This is a genomic window from Uruburuella suis (assembly GCF_022870845.1).
Classification (GTDB): Bacteria; Pseudomonadota; Gammaproteobacteria; order Burkholderiales; family Neisseriaceae; genus Neisseria; species Neisseria suis.
In genome coordinates this window covers 966,991-982,270 of the sequence record NZ_CP091507.1, presented here as the reverse complement: position 1 = coordinate 982,270, position 15,280 = coordinate 966,991, and the positions used below count along the sequence as shown (strand labels likewise).

The following is a 15,280-nucleotide window of genomic DNA, read 5'->3' as shown; positions in this document are numbered from 1 at the left end:
TCTCCTGGCTCGATATCGGTTATATGTTTCAGACGGCCTGGTTATCCCGCACAGGCCGTCTGAAAACGGAATACCGGCTGATTGTACTCCAATACAGCGGCCGTCTGAAACCCTGCACCGCTACGGCAAACCCATTATTTATGATATATCAACGTAATTTCATTAAAGAGCTCTCGTTCACCGCGGTGGGCATCTTTGTCGTGCTGTTGGCGATTCTGGTTTCCACACAGGCCATCAACCTGCTCGGCCGCGCGGCCGACGGGCGCGTGGCGATTGATGCCGTGGTGGCGCTGGTGGGCTTCTGGATTATCGGCATGACACCGCTTTTGCTGGTGCTCACCGCCTATATCAGCACGCTCACCGTGCTCACGCGCTATTGGCGCGACAGCGAAATGTCGGTGTGGCTCTCATGCGGGCTGGCCTTGAAGCAATGGGTGCGCCCGGTGCTGCAATTTGCCGTGCCGTTTGCCATTTTGATTGCGCTGATGCAGCTTTGGGTGATGCCGTGGGCTGAATTGCGCAGCCGCGAATATGCGGAAATCCTCAAGCAAAAGCAGGAATTATCGATGGTGGAAGCCGGCGAATTCCGCGCCTTGGGCAAAAGCCGCGGCCGCGTGTATTTTGTGGAAACCTTCGACACCGACTCGGGCGTGATGAAAAACCTGTTTTTGCGCGAACGCGACGATAAAGGCAACGACAACATCGTGTTTGCCAAAGCCGGCGAATTTTCACTGAAAAACAACCAGCGCACACTCGAGCTCAAGCAAGGCTACCGCTACAGCGGCACGCCCGGGCAGGCCGACTACAATCAGGTGTCGTTTCAAAGCCTCAGCCTGGTGATCAGCGCCGCGCCCAAAATCATCGACCCGGTGTCGCACCGGCGCACCATCCCCACCGCGCAGCTTTTCGGCAGCAGCAACCCGCAATATCAGGCCGAATTGATGTGGCGCTTATCGCTGCCCATCAGCGTGTTGATTCTGAGTATTCTGGCCGTGCCGCTTTCCTATTTCAACCCGCGCACCGGCCACACTTATAATATATTGATTGCCATCGGCTTTTATCTGATTTATCAAAACGGCCTCACCTTTTTGCGCAACGCGGTTGAAGAGGGCAAGCTCAATTTCTGGCTGGGCATGCTGCCGCTGCATCTGCTTATTCTGGCAGCGGCCATTCTGTTGCTGCGTGTGCGCAGCCTGCCCGCGCAGCCGTTTTGGCAGGCCTTGAAAAACAGCCTGAAAGGGGGCGCTGAATGAAGCTGCTCACCCGCTATTTAATCCGCCAGCTGTGCAGCATGACGCTTTATGCCCTGCTCGCGCTGCTGGCGCTTTACAGCTTTTTCGACATCATCAGCGAAGTGGGCGACATCGGCCAGGGCAGCTACAACGGCGCCAAAATGATGCAATATGTGCTGATGCAAATGCCGGCGCATGCTTACGAGCTGCTGCCGCTGGCGGTGCTAATCGGCGGCCTGATTGCCTTGAGCCAGCTCGCTTCGGGCAGCGAGCTCACGGTGATGAAAGCCAGCGGCATGAGCACCAAAAAACTGATTGCCGTTTTGCTGCAATTCGGCCTGATATTCGCCGTGGCCACCGCCCTTTTGGGCGAATGGCTCGCGCCGGCGATGAGCCAGCGCGCCGAAAATCTCAAAGCCAGCGCCATCAGCGGCAAAATCAGCACCGGCAGCCAGGGCTTGTGGCTCAAAGAGGGTAACCACATCATCAATGTGCGCGAAATGCTGCCCGACCATACTTTGCTTGATGTGAAAGTGTGGCGCCACGATGCGCAATTCCGGCTGGCCGAGGCCACCGCCGCCGATTCGGCCACCGTTGGCAGCAATCACCATTGGTTGCTCAAAAACGTGCGCAGCAGCATTTTGGAAGACGATCAGGTGCGCACCGAGCATCAACCGGAAAAAGAGTGGGCCATCGGCCTGCAACGCAATCTTTTGGATGTGCTCTTGGTCGATCCCGAGCAAATGTCGGTGTCGGCGCTCACCACTTACATCACCCATTTGAAAGACAACCAGCAGCAAACCCGCACCTACGAAATCGCTTGGTGGCGCAAGCTGATGTATCCGGTAGCGGCCATGATTATGGCGCTGGTGGCGCTCTCGTTCACCCCGCAATCCACCCGCCACGGCAATATGGGCTTGAAGCTTTTCTTCGGCATTTGCCTGGGGCTGGCTTTTCACTTTGCCGGCCGCCTGTTTGGCTTTACCAGCCAGCTCTATAACGTGCCGCCGTTTATCGCCGCCGTGTTGCCCACTCTATTATTCGGCTTGCTGGGCGTGTATTTAATCCGTCGGCAAGAGCGGCGCTAAACATCTGCTCCGCTTGCCGCCAAGGCCGTCTGAAAGCGCTTTCAGACGGCCTTTCCTTATCGGCGCGGTGTGACAAGCCGAAAAATCTGTGTTAGGGTAAAAGAAAGTAATAAGCAGCAACTTCATTTATTTGCTGCCAATTTCATCAGAAAGCAAAAATTATGACCACACACACCGCCTACATCAACGGCCGCTACGCCGAGCCCAATCCCCAAGCCGACACCTTTGCCAGCATCAACCCAGCCAACGGCGAAACCCTTGCCACGCTCCAGCAAAGCACGCCCGCAGAAATCGATGCCGCCGTGGCCGCTGCGCGCGCCGGCCAAAAAGCGTGGGCGGCATACACCGCCGTCGAGCGCAGCCGTGTGTTGCTCAACGCCGTGGCGATTCTGCGCGCGCGCAACGATGAATTGGCGCAACTCGAAACGCTCGACACCGGCAAGCCGCTCTCAGAAACCTTATATGTGGATATCGTTACCGGTGCCGATGTGATTGAATATTATGCCGGCCTCGCCGCCGCCATCGAAGGCCGCCAGATTCCGCTGCGCGAGAGCAGCTTTGTTTACACCCGCCAAGAGCCTTTGGGCGTGGTGGGCGGCATCGGCGCATGGAATTATCCGATTCAGATTGCCATGTGGAAAGCCGCGCCGGCGCTGGCCGCCGGCAATGCGATGGTGTTCAAACCCAGCGAAATCACGCCCTTGGGCGCGCTCAAGCTGGCGGAAATCTTCACCGAAGCCGGCTTGCCGGATGGTGTGTTCAACGTGGTGCTGGGCGATTACCGTGTGGGTGCGGCGCTGAGCGAGCACCCCGATATTGCCAAAATCTCCTTCACCGGCGGCGTGGCCACCGGCAAAAAAGTGATGGCGCAAGCCGCCGCATCCAGCCTGAAAGATGTCACCATGGAATTGGGCGGCAAATCGCCGCTGATTATTTGCACCGATGCCGACATTAATTTGGCTGCCGACATCGCCATGATGGCCAATTTCTACAGCGCCGGCCAAGTGTGCACCAACGGCACGCGCGTGTTTGTGCCGGCCAAAATGAAAGAAGCTTTCGAGGCCGCGATTTTAGAGCGCGTGGCGCGCATCCGCATTGGCAACCCGCTTGATGCGCACACCAATTTCGGCCCCTTGGCGAGCTTTCCCCATATGGAAAAAGTGCTCGCCTATATCGAAAAAGGCCGCGCCGAAGGTGCGCGCCTGCTTGCGGGCGGGCAGCGCCTCGATGCACACCCGTTTGACGAAGGCGCTTACGTTGCCCCCACTGTGTTTACCGACTGCCTCGACGACATGACCATCGTGCGCGAAGAAATCTTCGGCCCGGTGATGAGCATTTTGAGCTACACCACCGAAGAAGAAGTGATTGTGCGCGCCAACGCCATCGCCTACGGCCTGGCTGCCGGCGTGGTAACGCCCGATTTGAAACGCGCCCACCGCATCATCGGCCAGATCGAAGCCGGCATCTGCTGGATCAACAGCTGGGGCGAATCGCCCGCACAAATGCCCGTGGGCGGCTACAAGCAAAGCGGCATCGGCCGCGAAAACGGCATCCAAACCCTGCTGCACTACACGCAAACCAAATCAGTGCAGGTGGAATTGGGCGATTTTCAATCTGTGTTTTGAGGCCGTCTGAATGAATCGCACATACTGGTATGCTGGTTTATTTCTCAGCTTGCTGCTGCCCGCCGCTCATGCCGACACACCGTTTATGCTGCTCAATGATGCCGACGGCTTTGTCAATCTGCGCGATGTGCACCGGCCGGATAAAATCATTGCCCGTTTGCACACGCCGCAAGTGGTGGCTTCTTACGGAGAAGATTATCCCGACCGCATGCAATACCACCAAATCAGCTACAGCGCCACAAAAGCACCAGCCCACTTTCGCCGCTACGCCCCGCTCAACCCGCCCGGCGGCCTGATACACGCCAGCCGTCTGAAAGCGCTGGACGAGTTGCCGCAATTTGAAACAGGCGCACAAAGCAGCAGACAGCAAATTTTCCGTCACGGCAGCCACCGTATCGAAATCGATTATGAGCCGTTGACACGCCACCGCTTCGACGGCCTGAAAAACGGCTTTTACCACACGCTTGAGGGGCGGCCGTTTTTCGGTTTCGACGGCGGCATCAGCGTGGCGCAGCTAAACAATTTATCAGTCAACCCGATTCGGCAGATTAAGGCCATCACCGTGCACCATCGCAGCCAAAGCCTGCCTTTCCCGCCTGCCGCCATCGGGCAGATGCTGAATTTCAACATTCAAGGCGCCGCCATCGGCGATGAAAACACCTGGTATCTCTACGGCCGCGGCGGCGATGGCGCCGGCGCCTATTACAGCGTGTGGACGCTGCAACAAGGCCGCCCGACCAGCCAATTTATCTGGCAATATTGACCCACCGCTTTTCAGACGGCCTTGCTGTGTGATACCAAGGCCGTCTGAAAGATGCTCAAAAGGATGGAAACATGACCTTCAAACCCACCTACGACTACATCATCATCGGTGCCGGCAGCGCCGGCAACGTGCTGGCTGCGCGCCTCACGGAAGACGCCAACGTTTCCGTGCTGCTGCTCGAAGCCGGCCTGCCCGACTACCGCTTCGATTTCCGCACCCAAATGCCCGCCGCGCTGGCCATGCCCTTGCAAGGCACCACCTATAATTGGGGCTACAAAACCGAGCCCGAGCCCTTTATGAACAACCGCGTGATGGATTGCGGGCGCGGCAAAGGTTTGGGCGGTTCATCCTTAATCAACGGCATGTGCTATATCCGCGGCAATGCGCTCGATTTCGACCATTGGGCGCAAAAGCCCGGGCTGGCCAACTGGACATATCTCGATTGCCTGCCCTATTTCAAAAAAGCCGAAAACCGCGATGCCGGTGCCAACACCTATCACGGCACAGGCGGCCCGATTGATGTGGCCACCGCCAAGCCCGGCACCAATCCGCTATTTGAAGCCATGATTCAGGCCGGCGTGGATGCCGGCTATCCGCGCACCGACGATCTCAACGGCTATCAGCAAGAAGGCTTCGGCCCGATGGACCGCTTCGTCACCCCCAAAGGCCGCCGCGCCTCCACCGCCCGCGGCTATCTTGATACCGCCAAAGCGCGTGAAGCGCTCACCATCGTCACCGGCGCGCTCACCGATGTGATTTTGTTTGACGGCAAACGCGCGCGCGGCGTGCGCTTTGCCCACCAAAAGCAAATGCACAGCATTGAAGCACGCCAAGAAGTGATTGTGTGCGCCGGCGCCATTGCTTCGCCGCAATTGCTGCAACGAAGCGGCATCGGTCCCGGCGCGTGGCTGGCCGAAGCCGGCGTGAGCGAGATTCTGGATTTGCCGGGCGTGGGCAACAATCTGCAGGATCACCTCGAGCTCTATATGCAATATGAATGCACACAACCCGTGTCTATCGCCCCCGCCACGCAATGGTGGAACAAGCCCGCTATCGGCGCAGAATGGCTCTTTCAAGGCACAGGCTTGGGCGCTACCAACCATTTCGAAGGCGGCGGCTTTATCCGCAGCGATGAAAAATTTGCCTGGCCCAATATCCAATATCACTTTTTGCCCATCGCCGTGCGCTACGACGGCCGCAACGCCAGCAAAGCGCACAGCTTTCAGGCGCACGTAGGCTCGATGCGCTCGAAAAGCCGCGGCCGCATCAAGCTCAAATCGAAAAACCCGGCCGAGCACCCGAGCATTTTGTTCAACTACATGAGCGATGCGCAAGATTGGGAAGAATTCCGCGCCGCCATCCGCATCACCCGCGACATCATGCGCCAACCCGCGCTCGACCCTTATCGCGGCAAAGTCATCACGCCGTCTGAAAGCCTGCAAAGCGATGCCGAGCTAGATGAATATGTACGCAATCACGCCGAAACCGCTTATCACCCTTCCTGCACCTGCGCCATGGGCGAAGGCAGCGATGCCGTGGTGGACGGCCAAGGCCGCGTGCACGGCATCACCGCCCTGCGCGTGGTGGATGCCTCGATTATGCCTGACATCATCACCGGCAACCTCAACGCCACCACCATTATGCTGGCCGAAAAAATCGCCGACCAAATCCGCGGCCGCACGCCCCTGCCCCGCGCCGATGCCGATTATTATGTGGCCGATGGCGCACCGGTACACGGCGAAGCCAAACGGGTTTAGGCATGGACAGACACTGCCAAATCAAGACGCAGCTTCGGTTTTCAGACGGCCTTTGGCTCTATCCGACAAATGTGTTGATATTGATTTGAAAGTTACCCAACCCGAAGTTTTCTAGGCGCCTGCCTGAATCGCCGGATTCAGCTTTCAGACGGCCTGCAAACAAACACAGGCCGTCTGAAAGCCGACACACACCACAACAAGCCACACCACAACAAGAAAGCGAGTATCCATGCACAGCCCGCCCAATCCTGCCGACGCAGCGCCTACGCTCTCGGTCAACAAAACCGTGTTTCTGGCTTCATCGCTGGTTTCCATCTTATTAATTGTGTTCACCATCCTCTTCCCGCAGGCGAGTGAAGCGGTGCTCGGCAATGCCTTGCGCTGGGTGTCAGACCATTTCGGCTGGTATTACATGCTGGTGGTGGCGGCCTACAGCCTGTTTGCGCTTTATGTGGGGCTGTCGCGCTATGGCGACATCAAGCTCGGGCAAGATCACGATAAGCCCGATTTTCCGTTTCTCACTTGGGCGGCGATGCTGTTTTCCGCCGGCATCGGCATTGATTTGCTGTTTTTCGGCGCATCCGAGCCGCTGGCGCATTACCTCACCCCGCCCGATGGCAGCGGCGGCACGCCCGAAGCGGCGCGTGCGGCCATTGCGCAGGCATTTTTGCATTGGGGTTTGCACGGCTGGGGCATTTATGCGCTGATTGGCATGGCGCTGGCTTATTTCGCCTACCGTCAAAACCTGCCGCTGGCTCTGCGATCGGCTTTGGTGCCGGTGTTCGGCAGGCGGCGCACCGATGGCTGGCTCGGCCACAGCGTGGATATTTTCGGCGTGGTGTGCACGCTTTTGGGCATTGCCACGAGCCTCGGCATCGGCGTATTGCAGGCCAATGCGGGCTTGAGCCATGTGTTCGGCATTGAAACCAGCAAGCTTGTGCAAACGGTGATTATCGTGGCGGTGGTGGCGGCAGCGGCTTTATCGGCCATGTCGGGCGTGGAACGCGGCGTGCGCCGTTTGTCGGAAATCAATATGCTGGGCGCCACTTTTTTGCTGATTGCGCTCTTGGTGATGGGGCCGACGGTGTTTTTGCTCAATGCGTTCACGCAAAATGTGGGCGATTATTTCCAAACCCTCATCGGCAAAACTTTTGACGTTTACGCCTATCAGGGCGCGGCCGGTGCCGAATGGAAAGCGGGCTGGACGATTTTCTTCTGGGCCTGGTGGGTGGCGTGGGCGCCGTTTGTGGGGCTTTTTATCGCCCGCATTTCGCGCGGGCGCACCTTGCGCGAATTTGTGCTGGGGGTGATGTTTATCCCGCTGGGCTTTATCTTTGCCTGGTTTTCGATTTTCGGCAACAGCGCCATCGAATTGGTGAGCCACGGCGCAACGGCTTTGGGTGAAACCGCGCTGGCCGACCCGGCGATGGGCATGTTTGCCTTGTTTGAACACTATCCTTTCGCCGCCACTTGGTCGCTGTTTGCCGTGTTGATCGGGTTGATTTTCTTTGTAACTTCGGCCGACTCGGGCGCTTTGGTGCTGGCCAATTTAAGCAGCAAAAACCTCGCCTCGGGTGCGGATGCGCCGATTTGGCTGCGCCTTTTCTGGGCTGCGGCCACGGGGCTGATTACGCTGGGGCTTTTGTTTGCCGGCGGCTTCTCTTCGCTGCAATCGGTGAGCGTGGTGGCTGGGCTGCCCTTTTCGCTGGTGTTGGTGGTGTATATGGTGTCGATGTGGAAAAGCCTGCGCCAAGAGGGCAACAAGCGCAAAGCCAATGCGGTGGATAAAGCGATGGTGTTGGACGACGGGCGCAATTGGCGCAACCGCCTCAACCGCTTGGTGAGCTTTCCCGGTGCCAAAACCGCGCTGCGCTTTATGGTAAAAACCCTGCCACCGGCCATGCTGGAGGTGGCGCACGAGCTGCAAGCCAAAGGCATCGACAGCACGCTCGCGCAAGACAAGCAAAACCACCGCCTGCGCCTGGAAATCCTACACGGCGAAGAAGTGGATTTTGTGTATGAAGTGCGCCTGATTGAAGGCATCAAGCCCGTGTTTGCGCTCGGCCAGGCCGGCAATCTGGCCTCTGCCGGCGAGCAGGAAAAATATTACCGCGCCGAAGTGTTTCTGCAAGACGGCAGCCAGGATTACGATATTGTCGGCTACACCAAAGAGCAGATTATTATCGATATTTTGAGCCAATATGAGCGGCATATGCAGTTTCTGCATTTGGAGCGCTGAGTGACATAACGAAGCCTATTTGTATGTCATCTCGCGGTAATGTAAACAGGCTTCGATATCAATATGCCAAAGGCCGTCTGAAAACTTTCAGACGGCCTTTGCATATTGCCGGCAAGCATCAAAACAAAGCTTCCAGCCGCAACAACACGCCCACATGATGGCTGCGGTTTTCGCGGCGGTCGTTATAATAATTCAGCTCGGTTTGCGCAAACAGCCAATCGCGCCAAAACGGCTGGCGGTAGCCCACAAACGGGCCGTAGCCGTTGATGTCGGCTTTTTTGTTTTCGATAAAGCCGCCGGCATACAGGCCGTAGTTCAACCATTTACCGGGCGCAAAATCGTGCTGGCGGTAGAGGCTGTTGCCCCATTCCCATTCTTCATCATTATCGTGCGTGTATTGCACATGCAGATGGTTGGCCACAAACGGCTCGCCCACCGGCGCGCGTTTCACCTCGAAATTAGTGCGCACATAATGCTTGCTGTCGATGCCGTAGCGGTAAATCTGCTCGAGCCGCGTGTTGTAATCGTTGTCCAGCTGCCAGTTTTTGCCGGCTTTGAAGCGCACATAAATATCATTGCCCGAGCGCACGCCCAAATCCACATCGGTGTCGAGCCCCGTGCGCCGGGTGATGTCGGACCAGCGCAGCGCCAGCGAGCTGTTTTCATCGCGGCTCTGGCGGCGGTCGAAACGTTTGTCTGAGCTGTCGTGCAGGCGGCCGTCGGCGCCCAGATGCGCTTCATCCTGCAATTCGTTGTCAAGCGAATCATCGCCAAACACCACGCTCAAGCGCTCTTCCAGCACCGGCAGCCGCAAGCGCCCGCGAATGCGCGGTTTGAAAGAAACATCATCGTATTTGTTCCAATTGGTGTCCAAAATAATACGCAGATTAGCCGAAGCCGGATCATCGGGATCGGGCTCGCCAAACCAATCGTCCAGCTGATGCGCCAGCCCTTTGATGCCGCGGCGCACGGAAGAATGCTGCTCATCCACCCAAGTGGCTTCTGCGGCCGTTTCGGTTGCGCTGGGTGCTTCGGCCGTTTCCGGCGCATCGGCAGCAAAAGCGGCAGCAGGCGCCAGGCAAAGCAGCAAAGACAAGGGCAGCTGCCGCGCCCTTAGATTTTGATAAGCCATTTGCTTCTCCTTTATATTTTATCTTTTCTATGATTCAGTATAGCCCGATTAACTTATACAAACAAACAAGCCGTCTGAAACTTTTCGTTTCAGACGGCTTGTTTATGCCCATATTTACAGGAAGAAAATAAAGGTGTGCAACACAAAAAGCGGTGCCAAAATGCCGAACGACCAAGCCATATAGCCGAAGAAGCTGGGCATTTTCACCTTGCGCTGCTCGGCAATGGCTTTCACCATAAAGTTGGGCGCGTTACCGATATAGCTGAGCGCACCCATAAACACCGAGCCCATCGAGATGGCCAGCAGCGTATGGAAAAGCGGGCCGGTCATCAAGGCCTGGGCATCGCCGCCGGCCATATTGAAAAACACCAAATAGGTGGGCGCATTATCCAAAAAGGCGGAAAGCAGGCCGGTCATCCAGAAATACATGCTGTTGATGGGCGCGCCGTCGGGCGTGTGCACCAGCGAAATCAGCTCGCGGAAATGGCCGGCCTCGCCCGCTTTCAAAATGGCAATCACCGGCGAAATGGTGATGAAAATGCCCAAAAAGAGCTTGCCCACTTCGAGAATCGGATCCCAGTTGAATTCATTACCCGCGCGCACCTGCGTGGGGGTGATTTTCAGCGAAATCAGCGCCAGCGCCAGCAAAATGCCGTCGCGCACCAAGTTTTGCAGCGCATAATGGCTGCCGAAAATTTCAAATGAAATGCCCGGCTTCCAAATGCCCGACATCAGCACCGCGCTCACCACGCCGCCCAAAAGCAGGAAATTCCATTTGCCGAAAATCTGCAATTTGCTGTCTGCCGTGGGGTCGACCGGCAAAATTTCATCTTCTTTAGAAAAGAAATAGCGGTCGAGAAAATAAAATGCAGTCAGCAAAATCACGCTGCTGATAAACACCGGCGGCAGCATATGCTGCACCGTCCACATAAAATCCACGCCTTTCAAGAAGCCCAGAAACAGCGGCGGATCGCCCAGCGGCGTGAGGCCGCCGCCGATATTGGCCACCAAAAAGATGAAAAACACCACCACGTGCACGCGGTGTTTGCGGTTATCGTTGGCTTTTAAAAGCGGGCGGATCAGCAGCATTGCCGCGCCGGTGGTGCCCATAAAAGAAGCAAGCACCGTGCCGATGGCCAAAATCGTGGTGTTGAGCCTGGGGCTGCCGTGCAGATTACCCCACACCAAAATGCCGCCCGAAATAGTGTAGAGTGCGAGAAGCAGCAAAATAAAAGGAATGTATTCTTCCACCAGCGCGTGGACAACGGTTTCCACACCGGCGCTAAAGCCGTATATCGCCACCAGCGGCACCAAAAAGAGCAGGGTCCAAAAAGCGGTGATGGTGCCGAAATAATGGTGCCACATACGCGGCATCAGCAAAGGGCCGATGGCAATCGACAGCAGCACCATAGCAAAAGGGATACCCCACAGCAAGCTCAGCTCGGCGCCGTCAAAAGCGGCGGCCAGCGCCGGCAGCGGCGCGAGGAGCAAGGGCAGAAGAGCGGATTGAACACGCATTGATTTTCCTTCACGATTGTTATTATAAACACGCTTATGCCGTCTGAAAAAAACCGCAACAGCATCAGCAGACAATGTGTCAAGATGGTGTGTTTGAATACAATTTGAATACAAATAGCACTCAAAAAACCATCTGATTGTAAAGGAAAAGCCACATTGATGCCAGTTTGGCCGGCTTTTTGTGAAACTTTTTTACATTCCCGAGCCGGCGCAATGCCCACAATGCACCCACAAGCAAGATTTTGAACGCAAAAGCGTGCCAATAAGGCACGAATTGCAGCAAGTTAAGCATTTTGCGCGCATTTCCAACGCAATAGACACGTTTTTGATTCACTATTGCCGCGCGATGAATGCAGGCTCAAGCATCGGGCAGCCGCCACATCCACACCGCCACGCTCAAACAAAAAGCCGCCGACACCGCCGCTATCCACCATTGCGCCGGAAAGCGCCACAGCAGCAACAGGCAGGAAAACGTCATCATCGAAAAAGCCAGATATTTGGCCTTCTTCGGCACCGCGCGGCGCGCTTCCCAATTTTGCACCATCGGCCCGAAATAATGATGCGCATGCAGCCAACGGTGAAAGCGCGGCGAGGCTTTGGCCCAGCAGGCCGCCGCCAGCAACACAAACGGCGTGGTGGGCAGCACCGGCAGAAAAATGCCGATCACGCCCAGCGCCAATGCCACAGCACCGGCCAGCCACAGCAGCGGCCGCATAATCATTGCGGCTTATCCGCTTCACCGCCCTGCCGCATCGGGCAGCGCGGAATCTCCAGTGCATCCCAGCCGGCCTGCCCCATTTTTTCCAAGCGCGCAATATTGCGCTCGAAAATCGCCGCCGCATCGGGAAACGCTTCACTCGCCCGCGCGATGCTCTCTTCCCGAATCAGATGCAGAGTGGGATAAGGCGAGCGGTTGGTGTAGTTGCCGATATCGTCGGCTTCGGTGCCTTCAAACTGAAAATCAGGGTGAAACGGCGCAATCTGCACCACGCCTTCCAAATCATTATCGGCTATCGCCGCATCAGCCACATCCAACACATCGTTAAACAGCAGAAAATCGCCAAACAAAGCCGGATGCACCAATAAAGTGGTTTCCAACTCATCGGCCGGCGTGCTGCCCAATAATTGCAGCTCGCGATCCAAATCTTCCAAAAAGCCGTCTAAATGGCGGGCATGGCTTACGCTGATGCGCACCAGCCCTTTGGTATACGGCGCTTTGGCAAACGGGCACAGATTCAGCCCAATCACGGCTTTTTCCAGCCAGCGGCGGGTGTGTTCGATAATGGTTTGGTCGTCGGGCGCGGTCATGATGTTTACTCAGTTAAAAATTGTTCTCAATTATAAGCGCACAGCGGCGCACTTGCCTATCTGCACGAGGCCGTCTGAAAAGAAATTCAAACGAACCATAATCAAGTAATACCAATTCGAAAAAATAATCTTACAAAATAAAAGCAATTCGGCAGCATCATCCGCGTAGGTCGGATTCTTGAATCCGACGTTTGGCCACCGGCCAAAGCAATGTGCGCGCCTTGTTCTGCAAACAAGTGTCGGATTCGAGAATCCGACCTACAGGCTACCTGTTTGTATATTATTTTTTTGAATGGGTATAACAAAAAAGCGCTCTTAAAAACTTTTCAGACGGCCTTGCGCTTCAAATTCAAAACCAGGCCGTCTGAAACAAAAAAGCAGGCCGTCGGCCTGCCTGCAAACATATTATGATGATGCCGCGCATCAATCAAAATGCTGCAAATGCCCCAGCGGCAAAGCCGTGGTGTTTTTAATTTCTTTGAGCACAAAGCTCGATTTGGCGTCTTGCACGCCCGGGTGCGAGAGCAAGGTATCGAGCACAAAATGCGAAAACGCATTCATATCGGTGAAAAATGTGTGCAGCAGATAATCGGTTTCGCCCGTGAGCGCAAAGCAGCTCAACACCTCGGGCCAGGTTTGCACCGCATCCGAGAAATGATCGCGCGCCTCGCTGGCCTTATTGATCGACACGCGGATAAAAGCCTGCAAGCCCAGCTGCACCGCCACCGGCGAGAGCAGCGCCGCATATTGGCGGATAATGCCCGCGTCTTCCAATTGCTTCAAACGGCGCAAACAGGGCGACGGCGATAAAGCCACGCGCTCCGACAGCTCCACATTGGTGAGGCGACCGTTTTCCTGCAACACCTGCAAAATTTTCAAATCGGTTTTATCGAGTGTGATTTGTGCCATGGCTATTTCCCTTTAGTTTTTCTCATCGTTCGTATTCAAAGAGGCTCTGAATAACTCATCATGACGGCTTTTACCGCCCTTTTATTCCGGCAAAATCCATACACCAGCGTTTTTCAGAGCCTCTTTAAGCTATCCAAAATGGAAGCTTAATATATTCTAATTCAAATTAACGCACAATAGTTTAAAAAAATTAATTTTTTAAAATAAAGTAGGGAAAATTATTTTATTAAAGGGCTGCATATTGTTGCAAATGCTCGAAAAGCCCCAATCGCTGCCACAAGCGCCGTTTTTTACGTTAAGGCCACGTAAAGAGGGGCTTGCCCGAAAGCCCGATTGCCGCCATAATCCGCCTGTGCAGGAGAGATTACAGCCAGTAACACCGAAGGCGCATACACCCTTAAATCGCTCAGGTAAACGGACTGCACACATCAACACAACATCTGGAGAGCGGCGCGGCTGCGCCCACCGAAGGGGAAAAGGCCGTCTGAAAAGGCAGCCGAAAATCTCAGGTCACAGGACAGATAGGGGCGCGTGCCAAGCACGCTGCCATGCCTATTCTGATTACCGCGGAGCGCCGAGAAATGAACAACCCCCAAACCACCCCTTTTTATCAAGCCCATCAAAATGCCGGCGGCAAGCTGGTGGATTTCGCCGGCTGGATGCTGCCGGTCAACTACGGCTCGCAAATCGCCGAACACGAAGCCGTGCGCACCGATGCCGGCATGTTTGACGTGTCCCATATGTTGGTTTCCGACATCACCGGCGCTCAGGCCAAAGCCTGGCTGCAAAAGCTGCTTGCCAACGATGTGGCCAAACTCTCTTTTGTCGGCAAAGCCCTCTATTCCGCCATGCTCAACGACAACGGCGGCGTGATGGACGACTTGATTGTGTATCGCGCCAACGAAGCCGAAACCGCCTACCGCATTGTGTCCAACGCCGCCACCCGCGCCAAAGATTTGGCGCAATTTGCCGAAGTGGGCAAAGCTTTCGGCATCGAAATCACCCCGCGCTACGATTTGGCCATGCTGGCCGTGCAAGGCCCCAAAGCCATTGAAAAACTGCTCAGCGTCAAACCCGAATGGGCCGACACCGTCAACAAGCTCAAACCCTTTCAGGGCGCCGATTTGGGCGACAACTGGTTTGTTGCCCGCACCGGCTACACCGGTGAAGACGGCGTGGAAGTGATTCTGCCTGCCACCGAAGCCTGTGCCTTTTTCCAAGCCCTGCAAGCGGCCGGCGTGCAGCCTTGCGGCTTGGGCGCGCGCGACACCTTGCGCATGGAAGCCGGCATGAACCTCTACGGCAACGATATGAATGATGAAACCAGCCCCTTGCAAGCCGGTATGGGCTGGACGGTAGACTTAAAAGACGAAGCCCGCGATTTCGTCGGCAAAGCCGCGCTGGTGGCGTTGAAAGAACAAGGCGTAGACGTAAAACAAGTCGGCCTGCTGCTGGAAAAAGGCGGTATCTTGCGCGACGGCATGGAAGTGATTACCGAAACGGGCAACGGCATCACCACCAGCGGCGTGTTTTCACCCAGCCTGAAACAATCCATCGCCATCGCCCGCGTGCCCAAAACCTTTGAAGGCGACGCGGCTAAAGTGTTGCTGCGCGGCAAAGAAGTGGACGTGCGCGTGTTGAAGCTGCCGTTTGTGCGCAATGGGCAGAAGCAGTTTGATTGAGGCCGTCTGAAAGTTGTGCGTAGGTCG

12 protein-coding genes and 1 riboswitch are annotated in these 15,280 nt (G+C 56.0%); of the genes, 7 read left to right on the top strand and 5 right to left on the bottom strand.

Translation table 11 applies throughout. The annotated features are described in order from the left end of the window. The first annotated feature begins 140 nt into the window (after positions 1 to 140). From lptF to betT, 6 genes are all read left to right on the top strand, one after another. Positions 141 to 1,253, top strand: a complete 1,113-nt coding sequence (gene lptF / locus LVJ78_RS04345; protein ID WP_132953797.1) for an LPS export ABC transporter permease LptF — start codon at positions 141 to 143, stop codon at positions 1,251 to 1,253. Next, the gene (lptG, locus tag LVJ78_RS04340; RefSeq protein ID WP_132953798.1) at positions 1,250 to 2,320 is read left to right on the top strand and encodes an LPS export ABC transporter permease LptG; all 1,071 of its coding nucleotides are present in this window, start codon (positions 1,250 to 1,252) and stop codon (positions 2,318 to 2,320) included. Before lptF ends, lptG begins: the two co-directional genes overlap by 4 nt. Before the next feature lie 161 nt (positions 2,321 to 2,481). After that, positions 2,482 to 3,945, top strand: coding sequence for a betaine-aldehyde dehydrogenase (gene betB / locus LVJ78_RS04335; RefSeq protein WP_132953799.1), 1,464 nt, complete (start codon positions 2,482 to 2,484; stop codon positions 3,943 to 3,945). Positions 3,946 to 3,955: 10 nt separating this feature from the next. Then, the gene (locus tag LVJ78_RS04330) at positions 3,956 to 4,708 is read left to right on the top strand and encodes a hypothetical protein (RefSeq protein ID WP_132953800.1); all 753 of its coding nucleotides are present in this window, start codon (positions 3,956 to 3,958) and stop codon (positions 4,706 to 4,708) included. A 71-nt stretch (positions 4,709 to 4,779) separates the two neighbouring features. Continuing rightward, positions 4,780 to 6,465, top strand: coding sequence for a choline dehydrogenase (gene betA / locus LVJ78_RS04325; protein WP_132953801.1), 1,686 nt, complete (start codon positions 4,780 to 4,782; stop codon positions 6,463 to 6,465). A 229-nt stretch (positions 6,466 to 6,694) separates the two neighbouring features. Continuing rightward, positions 6,695 to 8,704 carry a choline BCCT transporter BetT gene (betT, locus tag LVJ78_RS04320; protein ID WP_132953802.1) on the top strand — a complete coding sequence of 670 codons (2,010 nt, stop codon included), beginning with the start codon at positions 6,695 to 6,697 and terminating at the stop codon, positions 8,702 to 8,704. A gap of 118 nt (positions 8,705 to 8,822) precedes the next feature. On the opposite strand, the gene LVJ78_RS04315 is transcribed toward betT, so the two are convergent. The 5 genes from LVJ78_RS04315 to LVJ78_RS04295 all read right to left on the bottom strand — a co-directional run bounded on the left by LVJ78_RS04315 (position 8,823) and on the right by LVJ78_RS04295 (position 13,571). Continuing rightward, complete coding sequence (locus tag LVJ78_RS04315) at positions 8,823 to 9,836, bottom strand: hypothetical protein (RefSeq protein ID WP_207894298.1); 1,014 nt, start codon at positions 9,834 to 9,836, stop codon at positions 8,823 to 8,825. A gap of 114 nt (positions 9,837 to 9,950) precedes the next feature. Then, entirely contained in the window at positions 9,951 to 11,354 is a 1,404-nt protein-coding gene (locus LVJ78_RS04310; RefSeq protein ID WP_132953803.1) for a sodium:proton antiporter, read from the bottom strand. A gap of 358 nt (positions 11,355 to 11,712) precedes the next feature. Then, positions 11,713 to 12,072, bottom strand: coding sequence for a YbaN family protein (locus tag LVJ78_RS04305; protein ID WP_207894299.1), 360 nt, complete (start codon positions 12,070 to 12,072; stop codon positions 11,713 to 11,715). Next, on the bottom strand, positions 12,072 to 12,662 hold the full coding sequence (locus LVJ78_RS04300; RefSeq protein ID WP_132953805.1) for a DUF1415 domain-containing protein: 591 nt from the start codon (positions 12,660 to 12,662) through the stop codon (positions 12,072 to 12,074). Before LVJ78_RS04300 ends, LVJ78_RS04305 begins: the two co-directional genes overlap by 1 nt. A gap of 423 nt (positions 12,663 to 13,085) precedes the next feature. Then, positions 13,086 to 13,571 carry an Lrp/AsnC family transcriptional regulator gene (locus LVJ78_RS04295; protein WP_132953806.1) on the bottom strand — a complete coding sequence of 162 codons (486 nt, stop codon included), beginning with the start codon at positions 13,569 to 13,571 and terminating at the stop codon, positions 13,086 to 13,088. Positions 13,572 to 13,916: 345 nt separating this feature from the next. After that, positions 13,917 to 14,003, top strand: a riboswitch (glycine riboswitch). Positions 14,004 to 14,152: 149 nt separating this feature from the next. Between LVJ78_RS04295 and gcvT the strand changes: the two genes are divergently transcribed. Then, positions 14,153 to 15,253 (top strand): glycine cleavage system aminomethyltransferase GcvT, encoded by a 1,101-nt coding sequence (gene gcvT, locus LVJ78_RS04290; RefSeq protein ID WP_132953807.1) that lies wholly within the window; start codon positions 14,153 to 14,155, stop codon positions 15,251 to 15,253. Positions 15,254 to 15,280 lie beyond the last annotated feature (27 nt).

Coding starts and splice junctions, on each gene's coding strand:
- LVJ78_RS04300 (WP_132953805.1), bottom strand. CDS start 12,662: ATGACCGCGCCCGACGACCAAACCATTATCGAACACACCCGCCGCTGG.
- LVJ78_RS04310 (WP_132953803.1), bottom strand. CDS start 11,354: ATGCGTGTTCAATCCGCTCTTCTGCCCTTGCTCCTCGCGCCGCTGCCG.
- gcvT (WP_132953807.1), top strand. CDS start 14,153: ATGAACAACCCCCAAACCACCCCTTTTTATCAAGCCCATCAAAATGCC.
- lptF (WP_132953797.1), top strand. CDS start 141: ATGATATATCAACGTAATTTCATTAAAGAGCTCTCGTTCACCGCGGTG.
- lptG (WP_132953798.1), top strand. CDS start 1,250: ATGAAGCTGCTCACCCGCTATTTAATCCGCCAGCTGTGCAGCATGACG.
- betB (WP_132953799.1), top strand. CDS start 2,482: ATGACCACACACACCGCCTACATCAACGGCCGCTACGCCGAGCCCAAT.
- betT (WP_132953802.1), top strand. CDS start 6,695: ATGCACAGCCCGCCCAATCCTGCCGACGCAGCGCCTACGCTCTCGGTC.
- LVJ78_RS04330 (WP_132953800.1), top strand. CDS start 3,956: ATGAATCGCACATACTGGTATGCTGGTTTATTTCTCAGCTTGCTGCTG.
- betA (WP_132953801.1), top strand. CDS start 4,780: ATGACCTTCAAACCCACCTACGACTACATCATCATCGGTGCCGGCAGC.
- LVJ78_RS04295 (WP_132953806.1), bottom strand. CDS start 13,571: ATGGCACAAATCACACTCGATAAAACCGATTTGAAAATTTTGCAGGTG.
- LVJ78_RS04315 (WP_207894298.1), bottom strand. CDS start 9,836: ATGGCTTATCAAAATCTAAGGGCGCGGCAGCTGCCCTTGTCTTTGCTG.